The organism is Streptomyces sp. Rer75, from assembly GCF_013414305.1.
GTDB classification, from domain to species: domain Bacteria; phylum Actinomycetota; class Actinomycetes; order Streptomycetales; family Streptomycetaceae; genus Streptomyces; species Streptomyces himastatinicus.
This window is the reverse complement of sequence record NZ_CP058693.1, coordinates 7,585,758-7,600,706: the sequence shown is the minus strand read 5'-3', so window position 1 is coordinate 7,600,706 and position 14,949 is coordinate 7,585,758. Positions and strand designations below refer to the sequence as shown.

The window sequence follows — 14,949 nt, the reverse complement described above, 5'->3', positions numbered from 1 at the left end:
TTCACCGGTGCGGGGGATGCGGTCGCTGCGGGTGCATGCTCGCAAGAGTTCGTCGTCCCTGCGGGTGTCTCGGGAGGCCGGGGCCTCGGCGTGCGGTGGTCATGACGCGGGTGGGGCCCGCCGTGCGATTGTGCCTCAACCGCGCCTCACGGTGCATGGTGAGCCGCCGGACACCCGACCGGTCCCGGCCGTCTCAGCGCGCCAGCTCGTGGGTGAGTTGTTCCAGCTCACTGCCGCCCGCCATCTGGCGGGTCAGGTCGTCCAGGGCGATCTCGTCCTTGGTGTGGCTGCCCGCCATGGTGCCCCGCTTGAGCAGGACGAACCGGTCACCGACCAGGTAGGCGTGGTGCGGGTTGTGCGTGATGAGGACCACTCCGAGCCCGGCGTCGCGCGCGGCGGCGACGTACTTCAGCACCACCCCGGACTGCTTGACGCCCAGCGCCGCCGTCGGCTCGTCCAGGACGAGGACCTTGGCGCCGAAGTGGACGGCGCGGGCGATTGCCACGCACTGGCGCTGGCCGCCGGAGAGGGTGCCGATGGGCTGGTCGACGTCGCGCAGGTCGATGCCCATGCGCAGCAGCTCGCGATGGGTGGTCTCGCGCATGGCGGACACGTCGAGGCGGGCGAAGGGGCCGCGGCCCTTGCGTAGCTCGGAGCCGAGGAAGAAGTTCCGCCACACCGGCATCAGCGGGACGACGGCGAGGTCCTGGTAGACCGTGGCGATGCCGCGGTCCAGGGCCTCGCGCGGCGAGCCGAGCCGGGTCTCCTCCCCCTCGATGGCGAAAGCGCCCTCGTCGTGCTGGTGCAGCCCCGCGACGATCTTGATGAGGGTGGACTTGCCCGCGCCGTTGTCGCCGAGGACGCAGGTGATCTGCCCGGCGTGGACGTCGAGCGAGACGCCCTCCAGGGCCGTGACGTTGCCGTAGCGCTTGCCGATGTCGCGCAGCGCGATCAGCGGGGTCCCGGATGTGGTCATGCGCTTGCCTCCGCCCGCTTGCGGACCCACCAGTTGAGCAGCGTGGCGAGCAGCAGCATCGCCCCGAGGAAGAACTTGAACCAGTCCGCGCCCCACTGCGCGTACACGATGCCCTTGTTGGTCATGCCGAAGATGAACGCACCGACGGCGGCGCCGACCGCAGAGCCGTAGCCGCCGGTCAGCAGGCAGCCGCCGATGACGGCCGCGATGATGTACAGCAGTTCGTTGCCGACGCCCTCACCGGACTGGACGGTGTCGTACTTGAACAGCAGATGCTGCCCGGAAATCCAGGCCGCCAGGGCGACCCCCATGTACAGCCCGATCTTGGTGCCGTTCACGGGCACGCCGACCGCGCGGGCCGCCTCCTTGGCGCCGCCCACGGCGAAGATCCAGTTCCCGGCGCGGGTGCGCAGCAGGATCCAGGTGGCGAGCGCGATCAGGGCGAACCACCACACCACGGTGATCTGGAGTTCCACGTCCCCGATGGTCAGGTGGGAGGCGAAGACCTGCCGGGCGGAGGGGAAGCCCTCCATGTCGGCGATGGTCTTGGTGGAGACGGTCTCGCTGATCAGCTTGGTGAAGCCGAGGTTGCAGCCCTGGAGGATCAGGAAGGTGCCGAGCGTGATGATGAAGCTCGGCAGGTTGGTGCGCACCAGCAGATAGCCGTTGAAGAAGCCGATGGCGAGGGTGACCAGCAGGGAGACCCCGGCGCCGACCCAGACGTTCGCCGTCATCTGGTACGAGAACATCGACGAGATCAGCGCGGACGAGGTGACCAGGACGCCGGTCGACAGGTCGAACTCGCCGCCGATCATCAGCAGCGCGACCGGCACCGCCATGATCCCGATGGTCGAGGAGGCGTACAGCACGGTGCTGAAGCTCGACCACTGGAGGAAGGCGTCGGCGGCGATCGAGAAGAAGACGAAGACGGCGGCGGCGCCGACGACCGCGCCCAGCTCCGGGCGGCCCGCCAGGCGGCGCAGCAGCGGGGTCCGCGCCACCGGGCGCGCGTCGGCCTTCTCCGTTTCCGTCGCGTCTGTCGCGTCCGGCGTGTCGGTGGTGTCCGCGGCGCTCATCGGGTGCCCCGCTTCGTGAACGCCGCCAGCTTCTTCGCGTCGTCCTTGGTGACGATCTGCGGGCCGGTGAGGACCGGCTTGCCGCCGCCGAGCACGTCCGCGTTGTAGCGCTGGAGCCAGAGCAGGTCGACCGCCTCGTACCCCTGGAGGTACGGCTGCTGGTCGACGGCGAAGCCCAGCGTGCCGTCCTCCAGCCCGGCCGCGACCTTCGCGTTGAGGTCGAAGGTGTCGATCTCCGCCTCGCTGCCCGCCTGCTCGGCGGCCTGAGCAGCGGTGTCGGCGAACGGCGCGCCCAGCGTGAGGACGGTGTCGATGTCCTGGTCGGACTGGAGTTTGGCCTCGATGGAGGACTGCACGTCGGGCATGTTGGTGCCCTCGACGTAGATCTTCTCCAGCTTGCCGTCGAAGGTCTCGGCCGCGCCGTCGCAGCGCTGCTCGTGGCCCACGTTGCCCTGCTCGTGCAGGACGCACAGGGCCTTCTTGCGGCCGCGCTTGTTCAGCTCGTCGCCGACGGCCTCGCCCGCGATGGTCTCGTCCTGGCCGACGTGGGTGAGCGCGCCGAACTTCTTGGACTCCGCGGATCCGGAGTTGACCGTGATCACCGGTATTCCGGCCTTCTCGGCGCGCCGCACGACGGACTTCATGGCGTCGGGCTTGGCGAGGGTGACGATCAGGCCGTCGACCTTCTGGTCGATGTACGACTGGACCAGCTGGGCCTGTTCCTTGCCCTCCTCGTTGTGGGCGTAGAGGAACTTGACGTTGTCCTTGACGGCGGCCTGCTCGGCACCGTTCTGCACGATGTCCCAGAAGGTGTCGCCATCGCCGGAGTGGGTGACCATGGCGAAGGTCATCCGCGGGGTGTTGACCGCCGCGTGCCCCGAGGCCGCCTGCGCGGCCCGCTTCTCGGCACGCAGCCCGCCGGTGCTGCTGCATCCCGCCAGGGCCGCGCCCAGCAGTGTCGCCAGCACGGCGGCGGTCAGCGCGCGTGCCCCTGTCCCAACTCTGGCCACGAAGAAGCCTCGTCCCTCTCGTCCCGTTTCATGTCGGCGGCCGGGAGCGACATGATCGGCCCCGGCCGCCGCCAAGTATCCGTTACGAGGCGCGACCGGGGTGGTGGGGGGCCAGGCCCTCCTATGAGTCAGGGACGTACGAGCAGCTGGAACTCGAACGCGTAGCGCGAGGCGCGATAAGTGTGCGAGCCGAACTCGACGGCCCGGCCCGTGTCGTCGAAGGTCGTCCGCTCCATGGTCAGCAGCGGCGCGCCCTCGGGCTCGCCGAGCTGCTTCCCCTCGTCGGCGGTCGCCGAGCGGGCGCCGACCGCCTGGCGGGCGCTGTGCAGGGTGATCCCCGCGGCGCGCATCAGCCGGTAGAGGCCGGTGTCCTCCAGTTCCGCGCTGTCCAGCTTGAGCAGCCCGGCCGGGAGCCGGTTGGACAGGTGCGCCATGGGCTCGCCGTGCGCCAGCCGCAGCCGCTCGATCACCACCACCTCGGTGCCCTCCGCGATGCCGAGCGCCGCGGCCACCTCGGCGGTGGCGGACTCGGTGGTGTTCAGCAGCACACGGGTGGCGGGGCGCTGGCCCGCGGCCTCCAGGTCGTCGTAGAGGCTGCTCAGCTCCAGGGGGCGCTTGACCTGGCTGTGCACCACCTGGGTGCCGACGCCGCGGCGCCGCACCAGCAGTCCCTTGTCGACCAGGGACTGGATCGCCTGGCGGACCGTGGGGCGGGAGAGCCCCAGCCGCCCGGCCAGCTCGATCTCGTTGCCGAGCAGACTCCCGGGTGCCAGCCGCCCTTTTTCGATCGCCGACTCGAGCTGTTGGGACAGCTGGAAGTAGAGCGGGACCGGGCTGCTGCGGTCCACACTGAACTGGAGCGCATCCGCCCCGCCGGATGAGTCTTCTTCCTGCTTTGCCACGGGGCGAGCGTAGCCGGATGAACAGATGACGGGAAGTCGTGAAGTTCGGTTGTCCGGACAAACTACGCAGAGGAGCCGACAACGCTGTCGTTCGTGTCCGTCCGTAACCAGCACAGCGAGCGATGGCCCGGGCCCACCTCCGCCTCGGGCGGCCGCCGCGTACAGGCGTCCATGGCGTACGGGCAGCGCGGCCGGAACCGGCAGCCGTCCCCCACCACCACCTCCCGCCGCTCCGCGTCCCGCCGCACCCGCGCCGCCAGCCGCTCCGCGCGGGCCGCCCGCGCCCGCTCACGGCCGGCGGCCGAGCTGGGCGCGGCGGCGGCCAGCGCCTGGGTGTAGGGGTGGCGGGGCGCGAGGATCACCTCGTCGCTGGGGCCGCGCTCCACGATCTCCCCCCGGTACATGACCATCACCTCGGAGGCGAAGTGCCGGGCGGTGGCCAGATCGTGCGTGACGTACAGCAGGGCGAGCCCGCGCTCGTCCTTGAGCCGGTCCAGCAGCCCCAGGATTTCCAGCCGGATCGACACGTCCAGCATCGACACCGGCTCGTCGGCCAGCAGCACCTCGGGCCCCGGCGCCAGCGCGCGGGCGATCGCGACGCGCTGGCGCTGCCCGCCCGACAGCTCATGGGGGCGCTTGCGCGCCATGTCGTCGGCGGGCGTGAGGTTCACCGACCGCAGCAGTTCCCGCGCCTTCTCCTCGGCATCCGCCCCGCGCCGCGCCCGGCCGCCCACCAGCAGCGGGCGGACGAGGTGATGGCCGACGGTGTGCGCGGGGTTGAGCGAGGCGAACGGGTCCTGGAACACCATCTGTACGGCCCGCCGGTACTCCTTCCCCCGCGTCCGCCGCGCCCCGCCCAGCCGCACCTCCCCCGCGGTGGGCGCCACCAGCCGCGAGAGGGCGCGTACGACGGTCGACTTGCCGCTCCCGGACTCCCCCACGAGCGCGAGAGTCCGCCCCGCGTGCAGCGAGAACGACACCCGGTCCACGGCCCGGAACGGCACCCTGCCGCGCTGCGGGAAGTCGACGGTGAGGTTCTGCACGTCCAGTGCGGTCACGGCTGCCGCCCTTCTTCCGGTCGGGGTCCCGCCCCCGCCCGCGCCACCGCGTGCAGATGGCAGGCGGCGGAGGTGCCCGGGGCGAGGGGGACGAGGGTCGGCGGCACCGTGCCGCAGGGGTCGAAGGCGTGGTCGCAGCGCGGGGCGAAGGGGCAGCCGGGCTGGGCGTCGCGGAGGTCCGGCGGGGAGCCGGGGATGCCGCGCAGGGCGCGGCGTTCGCCCGCGAGGTCGGGGAAGGAGCGCAGCAGGCCCTGGGTGTAGGGGTGGGCGGGGTCGGCGGCGATCCGCTCCGCGGGGCCGTACTCGGCGAAGGAGCCCGCGTACATCACGGCCAGCCGGTCGCTGATCTCCAGCAGCAGCGACAGGTCATGGGTGATGAAGACGACGCTGAAGCCCAGTTCGTCGCGGAGCCGCTGCACCTCGTCCAGGATCTCGCGCTGGACGACGACATCGAGCGCGGTCGTCGGCTCGTCCATGATGACGATCTCGGGTTCGAGCGCGAGGGCCATCGCGATGACGACGCGCTGCCGCATGCCGCCGGACAGCTCGTGCGGATACGCCCGTACCCGGGCGGGGTCGATGCCGACCATGTCGAGGAGGGCGCGGGCGCGCTCGTACCGCTCGGGGCGGCGCATGCGGGGGCGGTGGGCGCGGAAGATGTCGTCGAACTGGCGGCCGACGGTGGTCACCGGGTTGAGCGCGTTCATGGCGCTCTGGAAGACGACGGACAGCCGGGACCAGCGGAAGGCCCGCAGCGCGTCCCCCTCCAGCGCGAGCAGGTCCGTTTCGGCGCCCGTACGGTCCCGGTACAGCACCCGCCCCTCGGTGAGCCGCGCCGGGGGTCCCAGCATCCGGGCGACGGCGTACGCGAGCGTCGACTTGCCGCAGCCGGACTCGCCCGCGATGCCGAGGAGTTCGCCGCGCCGCAGCTCGAAGCCGACGTCGCGAACGGCGTGGGTGGGGCGCTCGCCCTCGTACGTCACACTGATGTGCTCGGCGCGCAGCACCACATCGTCGCTCATGGGCTCACCTTCCGTACGCGCAGCCGCGGGTCCAGGACCTCGTCCAGGCCGAAGCTGATCAACGACAGGGCCGTGCCGAGTGCGGCGATGCACAGGCCGGGCGGGATGAACCACCACCAGGCGCCGCTGGTGAGCGCCTCCGCGTTCTGGGCGAAGTAGAGCATCGTGCCCCAGGTGAGGTGGGACGGGTCGGCGAGGCCCAGGAACGCCAGACCGGCCTGGGTGAGGATCGCGAAGATCACCGCGAAGATGAACTGGGAGACGATGATGGCGAGTTCGTTGGGCAGGATCTCCACCAGCACGATCCGCCACCGCTTCTCCCCATACACCCGCGCCGCCAGCACATAGTCGCGGCTGCGCAGCGACAGCGTCTGGGCGCGCAGCACCCGGGCGGAGGCGGCCCAGCTGGTGAGGGCGATGACGAGGATGGTGGACCAGGCGCCGCCGCCCTTGACGTACGCGGAGACGACGATGACCAGCGGCAGCCCGGGGATCACCAGGAAGACGTTGCTGACCAGGGACAGCGCCTCGTCCGCGAGACCGCCGAGGAAGCCGCCGCCGATCCCGACGACGACGGAGACGACGGTCGCGATGAGGGCGGAGGCGGCGCCGATCAGGAGCGTGCCGCGGGCGGAGACCACGAGCTGGGCGAGGACGTCCTGCCCGGTCTGGGTGGTGCCGAGCCAGTGCGCCCCGGAGGGTGCCTGGCCCAGGTCGGTGGTGAAGGCGTTCGGGTCCCCGACCAGCCAGGGGCTCAACGCCGCGGTGAGGACGAAGACGGCGAGCAGGGCGAGCCCGGCGGCGAAGCGGCGGGAGCGCAGCGCGGGCCGCAGCCAGCCGCGGCCGGTCGCGCGGGGTGGTGTGGTCACCGGGGGTGTCATCGGGCCTGCCTGGTGCGGGGGTCGACGAAGCCGTACACCAGGTCCACCAGGAAGTTGGCGGCGAGGACGCCGAAGGTGATGACGAGGAACACGGCCTGCATGAGCGGGTAGTCGGTGTTCTGGACGGCCTGGAGCAGGGTGAAGCCCATGCCGGGGTACGAGAAGACGATCTCCATCACGAGCGAGCCGCTGACGATGAAGCCGAGCGAGATGGCGAATCCGGCGACCGAGGGCAGCACGGCGTTGCGGGCCGCGTAGCCGACCATGACCGTGCGCGGCGGCAGCCCCTTGGCCTCGGCGGCGACCACGTAGTCCTCGGCCAGGGTGGAGACCATCATGTTGCGCATGCCGAGCATCCAGCCGCCGACCGAGCTGAGCACGATGGTCGCGGCCGGCAGCACGGCGTGTTCGGCGGCGGAGCCGAGGAAGGCGCCGCTGAGGCCGAGGTCCAGCGTCTCGTCGTAGCCGCCGCCGAGCGGCAGCACGCCCCACACCTGGCTGAAGAGGTAGAGGAGCAGCAGGGCGAGCCAGAAGTAGGGGATCGCGGCGAGGAAGGTGGTGGACGGGACGAGGGAGTCGAACCAGCTGCCGCGCCGCCACCCGGCCAGGGTGCCCAGGGTGAGGCCGAGGGCGACGCTGAGGAAGGTGGCGGCGCCGACCAGGACGAGGGTCCAGGGGACGGCGTCGCCGACGACATCGGTGACCGGGCTCGGGAAGTACGTGACGGAGAGCCCGAAGTCGAGGCGGACGAGCGCGTGCAGATAGTCGCCGTACTGGACGAAGAGGTTGCCGTGGCCGAGCCCGAGCATCGCGGCCAGGGCCTCTTCCTGGCCGGGTTCGACGGGCCCGGACTGGGCCTGGCGGGCGAGCATCATCTCCACCGGGTCGCCGGGGATGAGGCGCGGCAGGAAGAAGTTGACCGTGAGCGCCATCCATGCGGCGATGGCGTAGAAGCCGAGCTTGCGCAGGAGGTAGCGCACGCCGTCCGCCCCCGCCGCTACTTGCCCGCGGTTTTGCCCGCGGACTTGCCCGCGGACTTGCCCGCGGACTTGCCCGCAGATTTGCCCGCGGCCTTGCCCGCGGCCGGTTTGATGCGGGCGGCGACCCAGCCGCCGTCGGGGTCGAGCCAGATGGAGGGCGCGGCGTACAGATTGTCCTCGGTGGGATAGCCGGTGACCCGATTGCCGTTGAATTCCTGCTCGTTCTGCGCGGAGAAGAGCGGGATCAGCGGCATGTCCTTGATGAATTCCTGCTGGATCTTGTAATACCAGGGCTTCTGCCGCGCCAGATCCGTGGTTTCGCCGATCTTGTCGAGCGCCTTGTCGATCGTGTCATTGGCATAGCGGCCGAAATTGCCGACGTTGGTGGACTGGCCGATCTCCGGCGGGATGGAGCTGTCCAGCATCTGGGCGTAGTAGGCGCGCGGGTCGGGGGTGTATCCGGCGTTGTCCAGCAGCATCTGGAACTGTCCGCGGGCGCGGTTGTTGGACCACTGGCTGTACGACTCGGCCTTGACGACGAGGTCGATACCGGCCTTCTTGAGCTGCTCCTTGGCCATCTGGGCGACGCTGACGTAGTCGGTCCAGCCGGAGACGAGTTCGACCGATACCGACAGCTTCTTGCCGTTCTTCCGCCACATGCCGTCCGGCCCCTTGGCGTAGCCGGAGTCGGTGAGATAGCCGTCGACCTTGTCCTGTCCGGTCTCCATCGTCGCGCCCTTCAGCGACGGGTCCAGGACGGACTGGTAGTTGGGCAGCAGCAGCGCCATGGGGTTGGCCGCGGGCGCCTGGCCGTCGTACACGCTTCTGTTCATGAAGTCGCGGTCGAGTGCCGCGCTGATCGCCTTGCGGACCCTGACGTCGGCGGTGGGGCCGCGCTGGGCGTTGGGTATGAAGGACGTGGTGGCCAGCGGAATGTTGACCAGGTCGAACTTCTTGTTCTTGGCGAGGTAGTTCTTCTCGATGTCGGGGATGAATCCGCCCGCCCAGTCGATCTGCCCGGAGGTGACCGCGGCGTTGGCGGCGTTGTTCCCGGTGAAGGCGCGATACCGCATGATTTTGAAGTGCGGAAGCCCCTTGATGTAGTAGTCCTTGCGGGCGACGAGGTCGAGCGTCGTGCCCTTGACGGACTTCACCTTCCAGGGGCCGGTGCCCACCGGGTTGGGGTTGAGTGTGGTCGCCTTCTCCTTGGCGGGGAGCTTGGACCAGATGTGCCGGGGCAGCATCTTTATCTTGCCGAGGAGGAAGTACTCCTTGGTGTAGGCGGACTTGGTGAAGGTGATGACCACCGTGTGCTTGCCCTCGGCCTTCACGGAGGCCACCGGGAGGGCGTACATGTTCAGCGCCTTGTTGTCCTTCGTCATCTGGAAGGTGTAGGCGACATCGTCGGCGGTGAAGGGCTTTCCGTCGTTCCAGGTGACATTCGTCCGTAACTGGATGCGGATGGATTTCCCGCCGTCCGCCCAGGTGTACTTGGTGGCGAGCCAGGGGTCGACCTCGCCGGTTCTCGCCGCGTTGAAGTGGAACAGCGGTTCGTAGATCATTCCGTTGGTCGCCTGGAGCGGCTGCGGAGCGTACGGATTGAAGTTGCGGACGAAGTTTCCCCCGGCCCCGGCGGACACGGTCAGCACCCCGCCGGCGCCACCGTTCCCGCTGCCGCCACCGCCGCAGGCGGCCAGCGTGCCGGAGAGTGCGAGTGCGGCCGCCGCGGCGATCGCGCGGCGCGGACGGCCCGTGCTCATCAACATCATGGTGTCCCCCTCGGTATGCCCGCACACCCCCGGCGCCGTGAAATTAAGGGGCTCTGTCAGAGGGTGTCAATAGAGCCGACAGCGCCTTGTCACTGAACCGGCTTAGTGGTGGCTTGTCGAATCCGTCGAATACCCAGGTCCGGTGGTGTGAGCCGCATTTGGTTGATCTAGATCGCGAAATCAGCCCTCGTACGATCCTCGTCGATGTCGTTGACTCTAAACCGGTTTAGCCCTTCACTGCTTGAGGAGCCGCCCCGCAGGTGTGTGCGGTACCGCCCGCTTCCCCACCCGGCCAAGGGAGAGTCCGTCGATGCAGCGCCCCTCCGCCCGGCTCACCGTCCACGACCGCCCCGTCACCTGGCTCGGCGCCAACTTCTGGTCCAGGACCGGCGGCCCGCTCATGTGGCGGAGCTACGACGGCGAGGTGATCGACGCCGAGTTGCGGGTGCTGCGGGACCACGGGCTCACCATGACCCGCTCGTTCTTCTACTGGCCCGACTTCATGCCGGCCCCCGACCGGCTCGACGAGGACATGTGCGCGCGGTACGCCGACTTCCTCGACCGGCACCACGCCCTCGGCATGACCACCGTCCCCACCTTCCTGGTCGGCCACATGTCCGGCGAGAACTGGGACCCGTCCTGGCGCGGCGACCGCGATCTGTACGGCGACGTCTGGCTGGTCGCCCGGCAGGCGTGGTTCGCCCGCGAGACCGTGCGCCGCTTCGCCGCGCACCCGACCGTCGCCGGGTGGCTGGTCTCCAACGAGATGCCGATCTACGGGCGCGAGCCGGGCAGCACCGCCCAGGGCACCTCCGCCCTGCCCGCGCCGCGCGAGACCGTCGCCGCCTGGGCGCAGCTCGTCGTGGACGCCGTCCGCGCCGGGGGCGGCACCCAGCCCGTCTCGCTCGGCGACGGCGCCTGGGGTCTTGAGAACACCGGCCACGACAACGGCTTCCGGCTCCGCGACACCGCCGACCTGTGCGACTTCCTCGGCCCGCACGTCTACCGCATGGAGGACGACCCGGTGCGCCAGCACTACGCGGCGGCCTGGGTGTGCGAGCTGACCGGCACGTATCGACGCCCCGTGATCCTGGAGGAGTTCGGCGTCAGCTCCGACTTCGCCTCCGGCCCGGGCGCGGCCCGCTACTACCGGCAGACCCTGCACAACAGCCTGCTGGCCGGGGCCACCGGCTGGATCGCCTGGAACAACAGCGACTACGACGGGCTGCGCGGCCAAGACCCCTACCGCCACCACGCCTTCGAGATGCACTTCGGCCTGACGACGTCCGAGGGCGCCCCCAAACCACAGCTCCTCGAACTGAAGGCGTTCGCCCGGGTCCTGGACGAGGTGGACTTCCCCCGCTGCCACCGCGCCCCCACCGACACCGCCCTCCTCGTCTCCTCGTACCTCGACACGCCCTACCCCTTCACCCGCGCCGAGGACCGCGGCTACGTCCAGCAGACCTGCCGTCAGGCGTGGGTCGCCGCCCGGCTCGCGGACACCCCCGCGGCGGTGGTCCGCGAAAGCGACGGCCCGCTGCCCTCCGACGTGGCGCTGTGGCTCGTCCCCTCCACCAAGCAGCTCCTCTCCCCCACCTGGTACGCCCTGGAGCAGCGGGCCCGCGACGGCGCGACCGTCTACGTCTCGTACTCCCCCGGCGCCCACGACGAGCAGCGCGGCCCCTGGTACGCGCATCTGAACGACCTCTTCGGCGTCCGCCACCAGCTGGACTACGGCCTGCTCAACCCCATCGAGGACGACGAGATCACCCTCACCCTCACCCGCCCCTTCGGCACCCTCCCCGAAGGCGCCCGCCTCACCTTCCGCGCCGCGGGCGCGCGGGCCTTCCTCCCCGTCGCACCGGACGGCGCCGAAGTCCTCGCCGTCGACGGCCACGGCCGCCCGGCGCTGCTGCTGCGCCCGGTGGGCCGGGGCTCCGTCGTCTTCTGCACCTACCCCGTCGAGCACATGGCCGCGGTCACCCCGCGCGTCAACCCCGAGTCCACCGCCACCCTGTACGACGCCCTCGCCACCCACGCCGGAGTCCACCGCCCGGTCACCGTGGGCGACCCCCGCGTCGCGGTCGACCGCCTCGCCCACGACGACGGCTGGACCTTCGTCTGGCTGGTCAGCCAGGCCCCCGACGAACTGACCGTCAAACCGGCCGTCACCGGCGGCGCCCGGCTGCGGGACCTCACCGGCGGCCCGGCCGACACCGTCACCCTGCCGCCGTACGGGGTGCGGGTGCTGCGGCTGGACACGCCGCGTTGACCTGTCCTCCATACCCGTGGGTCCTCAGAAGATCTCCTTGATGACGGCGTTTCCGGCGGCCGCCGCGCGGGCGTAGAAGGCACGGGTGGCTTCCAGGCTCTCGGCGAGGGAGCCGTCCTCGATCATGCTGAGTCGCTCGATGCCGCCATCGGGCCCTTGCACGCCCATGCGGAAGGAGTACACCCCGGCCTCCTCCAGCAGCCCGGCGCGCTCGCGGATCAGGCCGGGTCAGCGTCATCCAGAAGCCCGTCACGGCCTTTCGGGGTGTTGTTGTCGCGAACCACGGCCAGGTACTCGGCGATCGCGTCGCGGTTGCGGACCAGGAAGGCGATGCGCTCGGTCATGCGGTCGCGTTCGTGTTCCAGGGTGGCGAGCATCTCCGGGGTGGCGTCGGAGAAGTGGATGACGCGGGGCTTGTCGAGGCAGGGCAGGATCTGCTTGATGATGCGGGTGGGGAGGCCCGCGTCGAGGAGGCCACGGATCTGGAGGACGCGGTCGACGTTGCGTTCGTCGTAGGCGCGGTATCCGTTGGCACAGCGCATGGGGAGGATCAGGCCCTGCTCCTCGTAATACCGCAGGAGTCGGCGGGACGTACCGGTGCGCTCCGACAGCTCTCCGATGCGCATGGGCCCCTCTCTGGTTGACCTTCACATCAGTGTGACGGTTTGAGCATAAGCACATGACGCAGAAACTTCCTCTGCCGGCGCTGCTCGCGCTGGCCACCGCCGTATTCCTGACCAGCCTGACCGAGACGCTGCCCGCCGGGGTGCTGCCCGCGATGAGCGGGGATCTGGGGGTGGGCGAGTCCGCCATGGGGCAGTCGGTGACGATCTACGCGCTCGGGACCGCGCTCACCGCGATCCCCCTGTCCGCGGCCACGGCGGGGTGGCGGCGCAAGCGGCTGCTGCTGACGGCGATGGCGGGCTTCGCCGTGGGCAACACGGTGACGGCGGCCTCGTCGGACTACGCCCTCACCATGGTGGCCCGTTTCGTCGCCGGGGTGGCGGCCGGGCTGGCGTGGGCACTGCTGGCCGGATACGCACGGCGGATGGTGCCGGTTCCGTTGCAGGGCAAGGCGATCGCGATCGTCATGACGGGGATCCCGGTCGCCCTCTCCCTGGGCGTACCCGCGGGAACGTTCCTCGGCCAGGCGCTCGGCTGGCGGGTGACGTTCTCGGTGATGACCGCGCTCGCGGTCGCCCTGATCGCCTGGATCGTGGCGCTGGTGCCGGACTACCCGGGGCAGCGGCCGGAGGGCCGAACGTCGGTACGGCGGACCCTCACCGTCCCGGGGGTGGCCCCGGTCCTCTTCGTCACCCTGGCGTTCGTCCTGGCCCACACGATCCTGTACACGTACATCGCCACCTTCCTCGGCGAGGTGGGCATGGGCGGCTCGACCGACCTGGTGCTGCTGGTGTTCGGCGCCGCGTCCCTGGCATCCATCTGGATCGTCGGCGTCCACATCGACCGCCGCCTGCGCGTCCTCACCCTCACCGCGACCGTGCTCTTCGCCGTGGCCGCCACCGCCCTGGCGGCGGTGGCCGCCAGCCCCGCCCTCGTCTACGCGGCGGTCACCCTGTGGGGCCTCGGCTGGGGCGGCGCCCCCACCCTGCTCCAGACGGCCGTGGCCGACGCGGGAGGCGAGGCGGCGGACGCGGCACAGGCCATGCTCGTCACCCTCTGGAACGGGGCCATGGCCGGCGGCGGCGTCGCGGGCGGCCTCCTCCTCGACCTCCTCGGCCCCGCGTCCTTCCCCTGGAGCGTCCTGGCCCTCCTGGCCCCAGTGCTCATCGTGGTGGCCGCGGCGCGGGTGCACGGCTTCCCGACGGCGCGCGTCGGCGGAGCGGGTTCGGCCGGTGGACCGCCGGTCGGGGTCGAGCATGACCACGGCGCCGCACGCTGATGGGCAACTCGGCAGTTTGAAAGGGCGACCCGTCGGTCCGGAGTTCAGGGAGCGGAAGTGCCCTTAACAGGCGGTGTAGGGCGGTTCAGGCGCCAGACCACGTCGATGCCGCTGGCCGAGGGAGCTGCGGGGGGTGTCACCGGCTCACGCCGGACTTCGGTAAAGCGCAACCGGCGCGGAATGGCGCCACTGGAGGTGTTGGCCAAGTCGTGCGCGATCTCCAAGTACTCCACGTCGGGTAGGGCGAACATCTCCGTGACCATGGCCGCCGTCGCTCTCGTGGCAATGCCCCGGCCGGAGACGGCAGGGTGCAGCCAGTACCCCATGCTCCAACCCTGGGGTTCGGCCCCGCGGCGGGTCGAGCACATGCCGATGAGCGTGCTGTCTTCGGTGATGGCGTAGTTGTACGCATCGCCGCTCGCCCACTTCGACGTGGACTTCGCGAGGAAGTCTCGGGTGCTCTCCTCGCTGTGCCGGGCGACCCACGGCATCCACGGGCGCAGGTGGTCCAGAGACTCCTCGATCAACGTGAACGCCGAAGCGAAGTCGCTCTGTCCCCGCCAGCGTCGGAGGGCGAAGTCTCCGCAGTCGATGATCTGATTCGGCCGCTCCATGACGTCCATTCTTGCTGCGGTGGAGCTCGTCCGGGTTCCAGCCGGTGCCCACACCCAGGATCCGCCGGACACCTAGCGCCGGGCCAGCGCCAGCACACTCAGGCCGAACATCAAGACACCCAGGGGGAGATGGACCGACGAGACGTGCGCGATGCCGAGCACGACCTGGACCGAGGCGAGTACGAGGAAACCAGACGCGTGCCAGACAGGCCGGGGCGAGCCGCCGCCCGGCTTCCAGGCCAGCACCGCCGCGAGCACGTACAGCATCGACGCCCCGTACGTCACCCGGGCTCCGACACTGTGCAGCGTCTCTCCGTAGGGCGCGGTCAGCAGCAGTCCGGCGGAGACCGCCTGAAGAAAGATGGTCAGTGTCTGGAGGGCGATCGCGATCCGGAGGAACGAGGAGCCGCGCTGTGCCTTCGCCCTCGCCGTCAACTGAGTGGCCATGTCACAGTCCCCATTTCCGCCCTCGGGCGCTCGGGCAGT

At 70.4% G+C, this 14,949-nt stretch carries 15 protein-coding genes; 2 read left to right on the top strand and 13 right to left on the bottom strand.

Annotated features, from left to right (window positions below):
- Positions 1-193: 193 nt before the first annotated feature.
- The 9 genes from HYQ63_RS32740 to HYQ63_RS32700 form a co-directional block, all read right to left on the bottom strand.
- Positions 194-976, bottom strand: coding sequence for an ATP-binding cassette domain-containing protein (locus HYQ63_RS32740; protein ID WP_179937395.1), 783 nt, complete (start codon positions 974-976; stop codon positions 194-196).
- A complete protein-coding gene (locus tag HYQ63_RS32735; RefSeq protein WP_179937394.1) occupies positions 973-2,052 on the bottom strand; it encodes an ABC transporter permease in 1,080 nt (359 codons plus the stop codon). Before HYQ63_RS32735 ends, HYQ63_RS32740 begins: the two co-directional genes overlap by 4 nt.
- Positions 2,049-3,032, bottom strand: coding sequence for a sugar ABC transporter substrate-binding protein (locus tag HYQ63_RS32730; RefSeq protein WP_179940729.1), 984 nt, complete (start codon positions 3,030-3,032; stop codon positions 2,049-2,051). The genes HYQ63_RS32735 and HYQ63_RS32730 overlap by 4 nt, the downstream gene beginning before the upstream one ends.
- 158 nt (positions 3,033-3,190) lie before the next feature.
- Positions 3,191-3,910, bottom strand: coding sequence for a GntR family transcriptional regulator (locus tag HYQ63_RS32725; protein ID WP_179940727.1), 720 nt, complete (start codon positions 3,908-3,910; stop codon positions 3,191-3,193).
- A gap of 116 nt (positions 3,911-4,026) precedes the next feature.
- A complete protein-coding gene (locus HYQ63_RS32720) occupies positions 4,027-5,022 on the bottom strand; it encodes an ABC transporter ATP-binding protein (RefSeq protein WP_179937393.1) in 996 nt (331 codons plus the stop codon).
- A complete protein-coding gene (locus HYQ63_RS32715) occupies positions 5,019-6,044 on the bottom strand; it encodes an ABC transporter ATP-binding protein (protein WP_179937392.1) in 1,026 nt (341 codons plus the stop codon). Before HYQ63_RS32715 ends, HYQ63_RS32720 begins: the two co-directional genes overlap by 4 nt.
- Entirely contained in the window at positions 6,041-6,913 is an 873-nt protein-coding gene (locus HYQ63_RS32710; protein WP_257232292.1) for an ABC transporter permease, read from the bottom strand. Before HYQ63_RS32710 ends, HYQ63_RS32715 begins: the two co-directional genes overlap by 4 nt.
- Positions 6,914-6,921: 8 nt before the next feature.
- Entirely contained in the window at positions 6,922-7,905 is a 984-nt protein-coding gene (locus HYQ63_RS32705) for an ABC transporter permease (RefSeq protein WP_179937390.1), read from the bottom strand.
- Positions 7,906-7,922: 17 nt separating this feature from the next.
- Positions 7,923-9,665, bottom strand: coding sequence for an ABC transporter substrate-binding protein (locus HYQ63_RS32700; RefSeq protein WP_257232291.1), 1,743 nt, complete (start codon positions 9,663-9,665; stop codon positions 7,923-7,925).
- 319 nt (positions 9,666-9,984) lie between these two features.
- On the opposite strand from HYQ63_RS32700, the gene HYQ63_RS32695 reads away from it, so the two are divergent.
- Positions 9,985-11,946, top strand: a complete 1,962-nt coding sequence (locus HYQ63_RS32695) for a cellulase family glycosylhydrolase (protein WP_179937389.1) — start codon at positions 9,985-9,987, stop codon at positions 11,944-11,946.
- 24 nt (positions 11,947-11,970) lie between these two features.
- On the opposite strand, the gene HYQ63_RS32690 is transcribed toward HYQ63_RS32695, so the two are convergent.
- Both HYQ63_RS32690 and HYQ63_RS32685 read right to left on the bottom strand, forming a co-directional pair.
- Entirely contained in the window at positions 11,971-12,114 is a 144-nt protein-coding gene (locus tag HYQ63_RS32690; RefSeq protein WP_179937388.1) for a hypothetical protein, read from the bottom strand.
- A gap of 50 nt (positions 12,115-12,164) precedes the next feature.
- Positions 12,165-12,572, bottom strand: coding sequence for a MerR family transcriptional regulator (locus tag HYQ63_RS32685; RefSeq protein ID WP_179937387.1), 408 nt, complete (start codon positions 12,570-12,572; stop codon positions 12,165-12,167).
- 53 nt (positions 12,573-12,625) lie between these two features.
- On the opposite strand from HYQ63_RS32685, the gene HYQ63_RS32680 reads away from it, so the two are divergent.
- Positions 12,626-13,849, top strand: a complete 1,224-nt coding sequence (locus HYQ63_RS32680) for an MFS transporter (RefSeq protein WP_179937386.1) — start codon at positions 12,626-12,628, stop codon at positions 13,847-13,849.
- Positions 13,850-13,893: 44 nt separating this feature from the next.
- On the opposite strand, the gene HYQ63_RS32675 is transcribed toward HYQ63_RS32680, so the two are convergent.
- Both HYQ63_RS32675 and HYQ63_RS32670 read right to left on the bottom strand, forming a co-directional pair.
- Positions 13,894-14,472 (bottom strand): GNAT family N-acetyltransferase, encoded by a 579-nt coding sequence (locus tag HYQ63_RS32675; protein WP_179937385.1) that lies wholly within the window; start codon positions 14,470-14,472, stop codon positions 13,894-13,896.
- 63 nt (positions 14,473-14,535) lie between these two features.
- Positions 14,536-14,910, bottom strand: coding sequence for a hypothetical protein (locus HYQ63_RS32670; RefSeq protein WP_179937384.1), 375 nt, complete (start codon positions 14,908-14,910; stop codon positions 14,536-14,538).
- Between the last annotated feature and the right edge of the window lie 39 nt (positions 14,911-14,949).

What these genes read in the sequence shown, in the direction of transcription:
- HYQ63_RS32740 (WP_179937395.1), bottom strand. Translation starts at nt 976, where the DNA reads ATGACCACATCCGGGACCCCGCTGATCGCGCTGCGCGACATCGGCAAG.
- HYQ63_RS32735 (WP_179937394.1), bottom strand. Translation starts at nt 2,052, where the DNA reads ATGAGCGCCGCGGACACCACCGACACGCCGGACGCGACAGACGCGACG.
- HYQ63_RS32715 (WP_179937392.1), bottom strand. Translation starts at nt 6,044, where the DNA reads ATGAGCGACGATGTGGTGCTGCGCGCCGAGCACATCAGTGTGACGTAC.
- HYQ63_RS32700 (WP_257232291.1), bottom strand. Translation starts at nt 9,665, where the DNA reads ATGAGCACGGGCCGTCCGCGCCGCGCGATCGCCGCGGCGGCCGCACTC.
- HYQ63_RS32695 (WP_179937389.1), top strand. Translation starts at nt 9,985, where the DNA reads ATGCAGCGCCCCTCCGCCCGGCTCACCGTCCACGACCGCCCCGTCACC.
- HYQ63_RS32690 (WP_179937388.1), bottom strand. Translation starts at nt 12,114, where the DNA reads ATGGGCGTGCAAGGGCCCGATGGCGGCATCGAGCGACTCAGCATGATC.
- HYQ63_RS32685 (WP_179937387.1), bottom strand. Translation starts at nt 12,572, where the DNA reads ATGCGCATCGGAGAGCTGTCGGAGCGCACCGGTACGTCCCGCCGACTC.
- HYQ63_RS32680 (WP_179937386.1), top strand. Translation starts at nt 12,626, where the DNA reads ATGACGCAGAAACTTCCTCTGCCGGCGCTGCTCGCGCTGGCCACCGCC.
- HYQ63_RS32675 (WP_179937385.1), bottom strand. Translation starts at nt 14,472, where the DNA reads ATGGACGTCATGGAGCGGCCGAATCAGATCATCGACTGCGGAGACTTC.
- HYQ63_RS32670 (WP_179937384.1), bottom strand. Translation starts at nt 14,910, where the DNA reads ATGGCCACTCAGTTGACGGCGAGGGCGAAGGCACAGCGCGGCTCCTCG.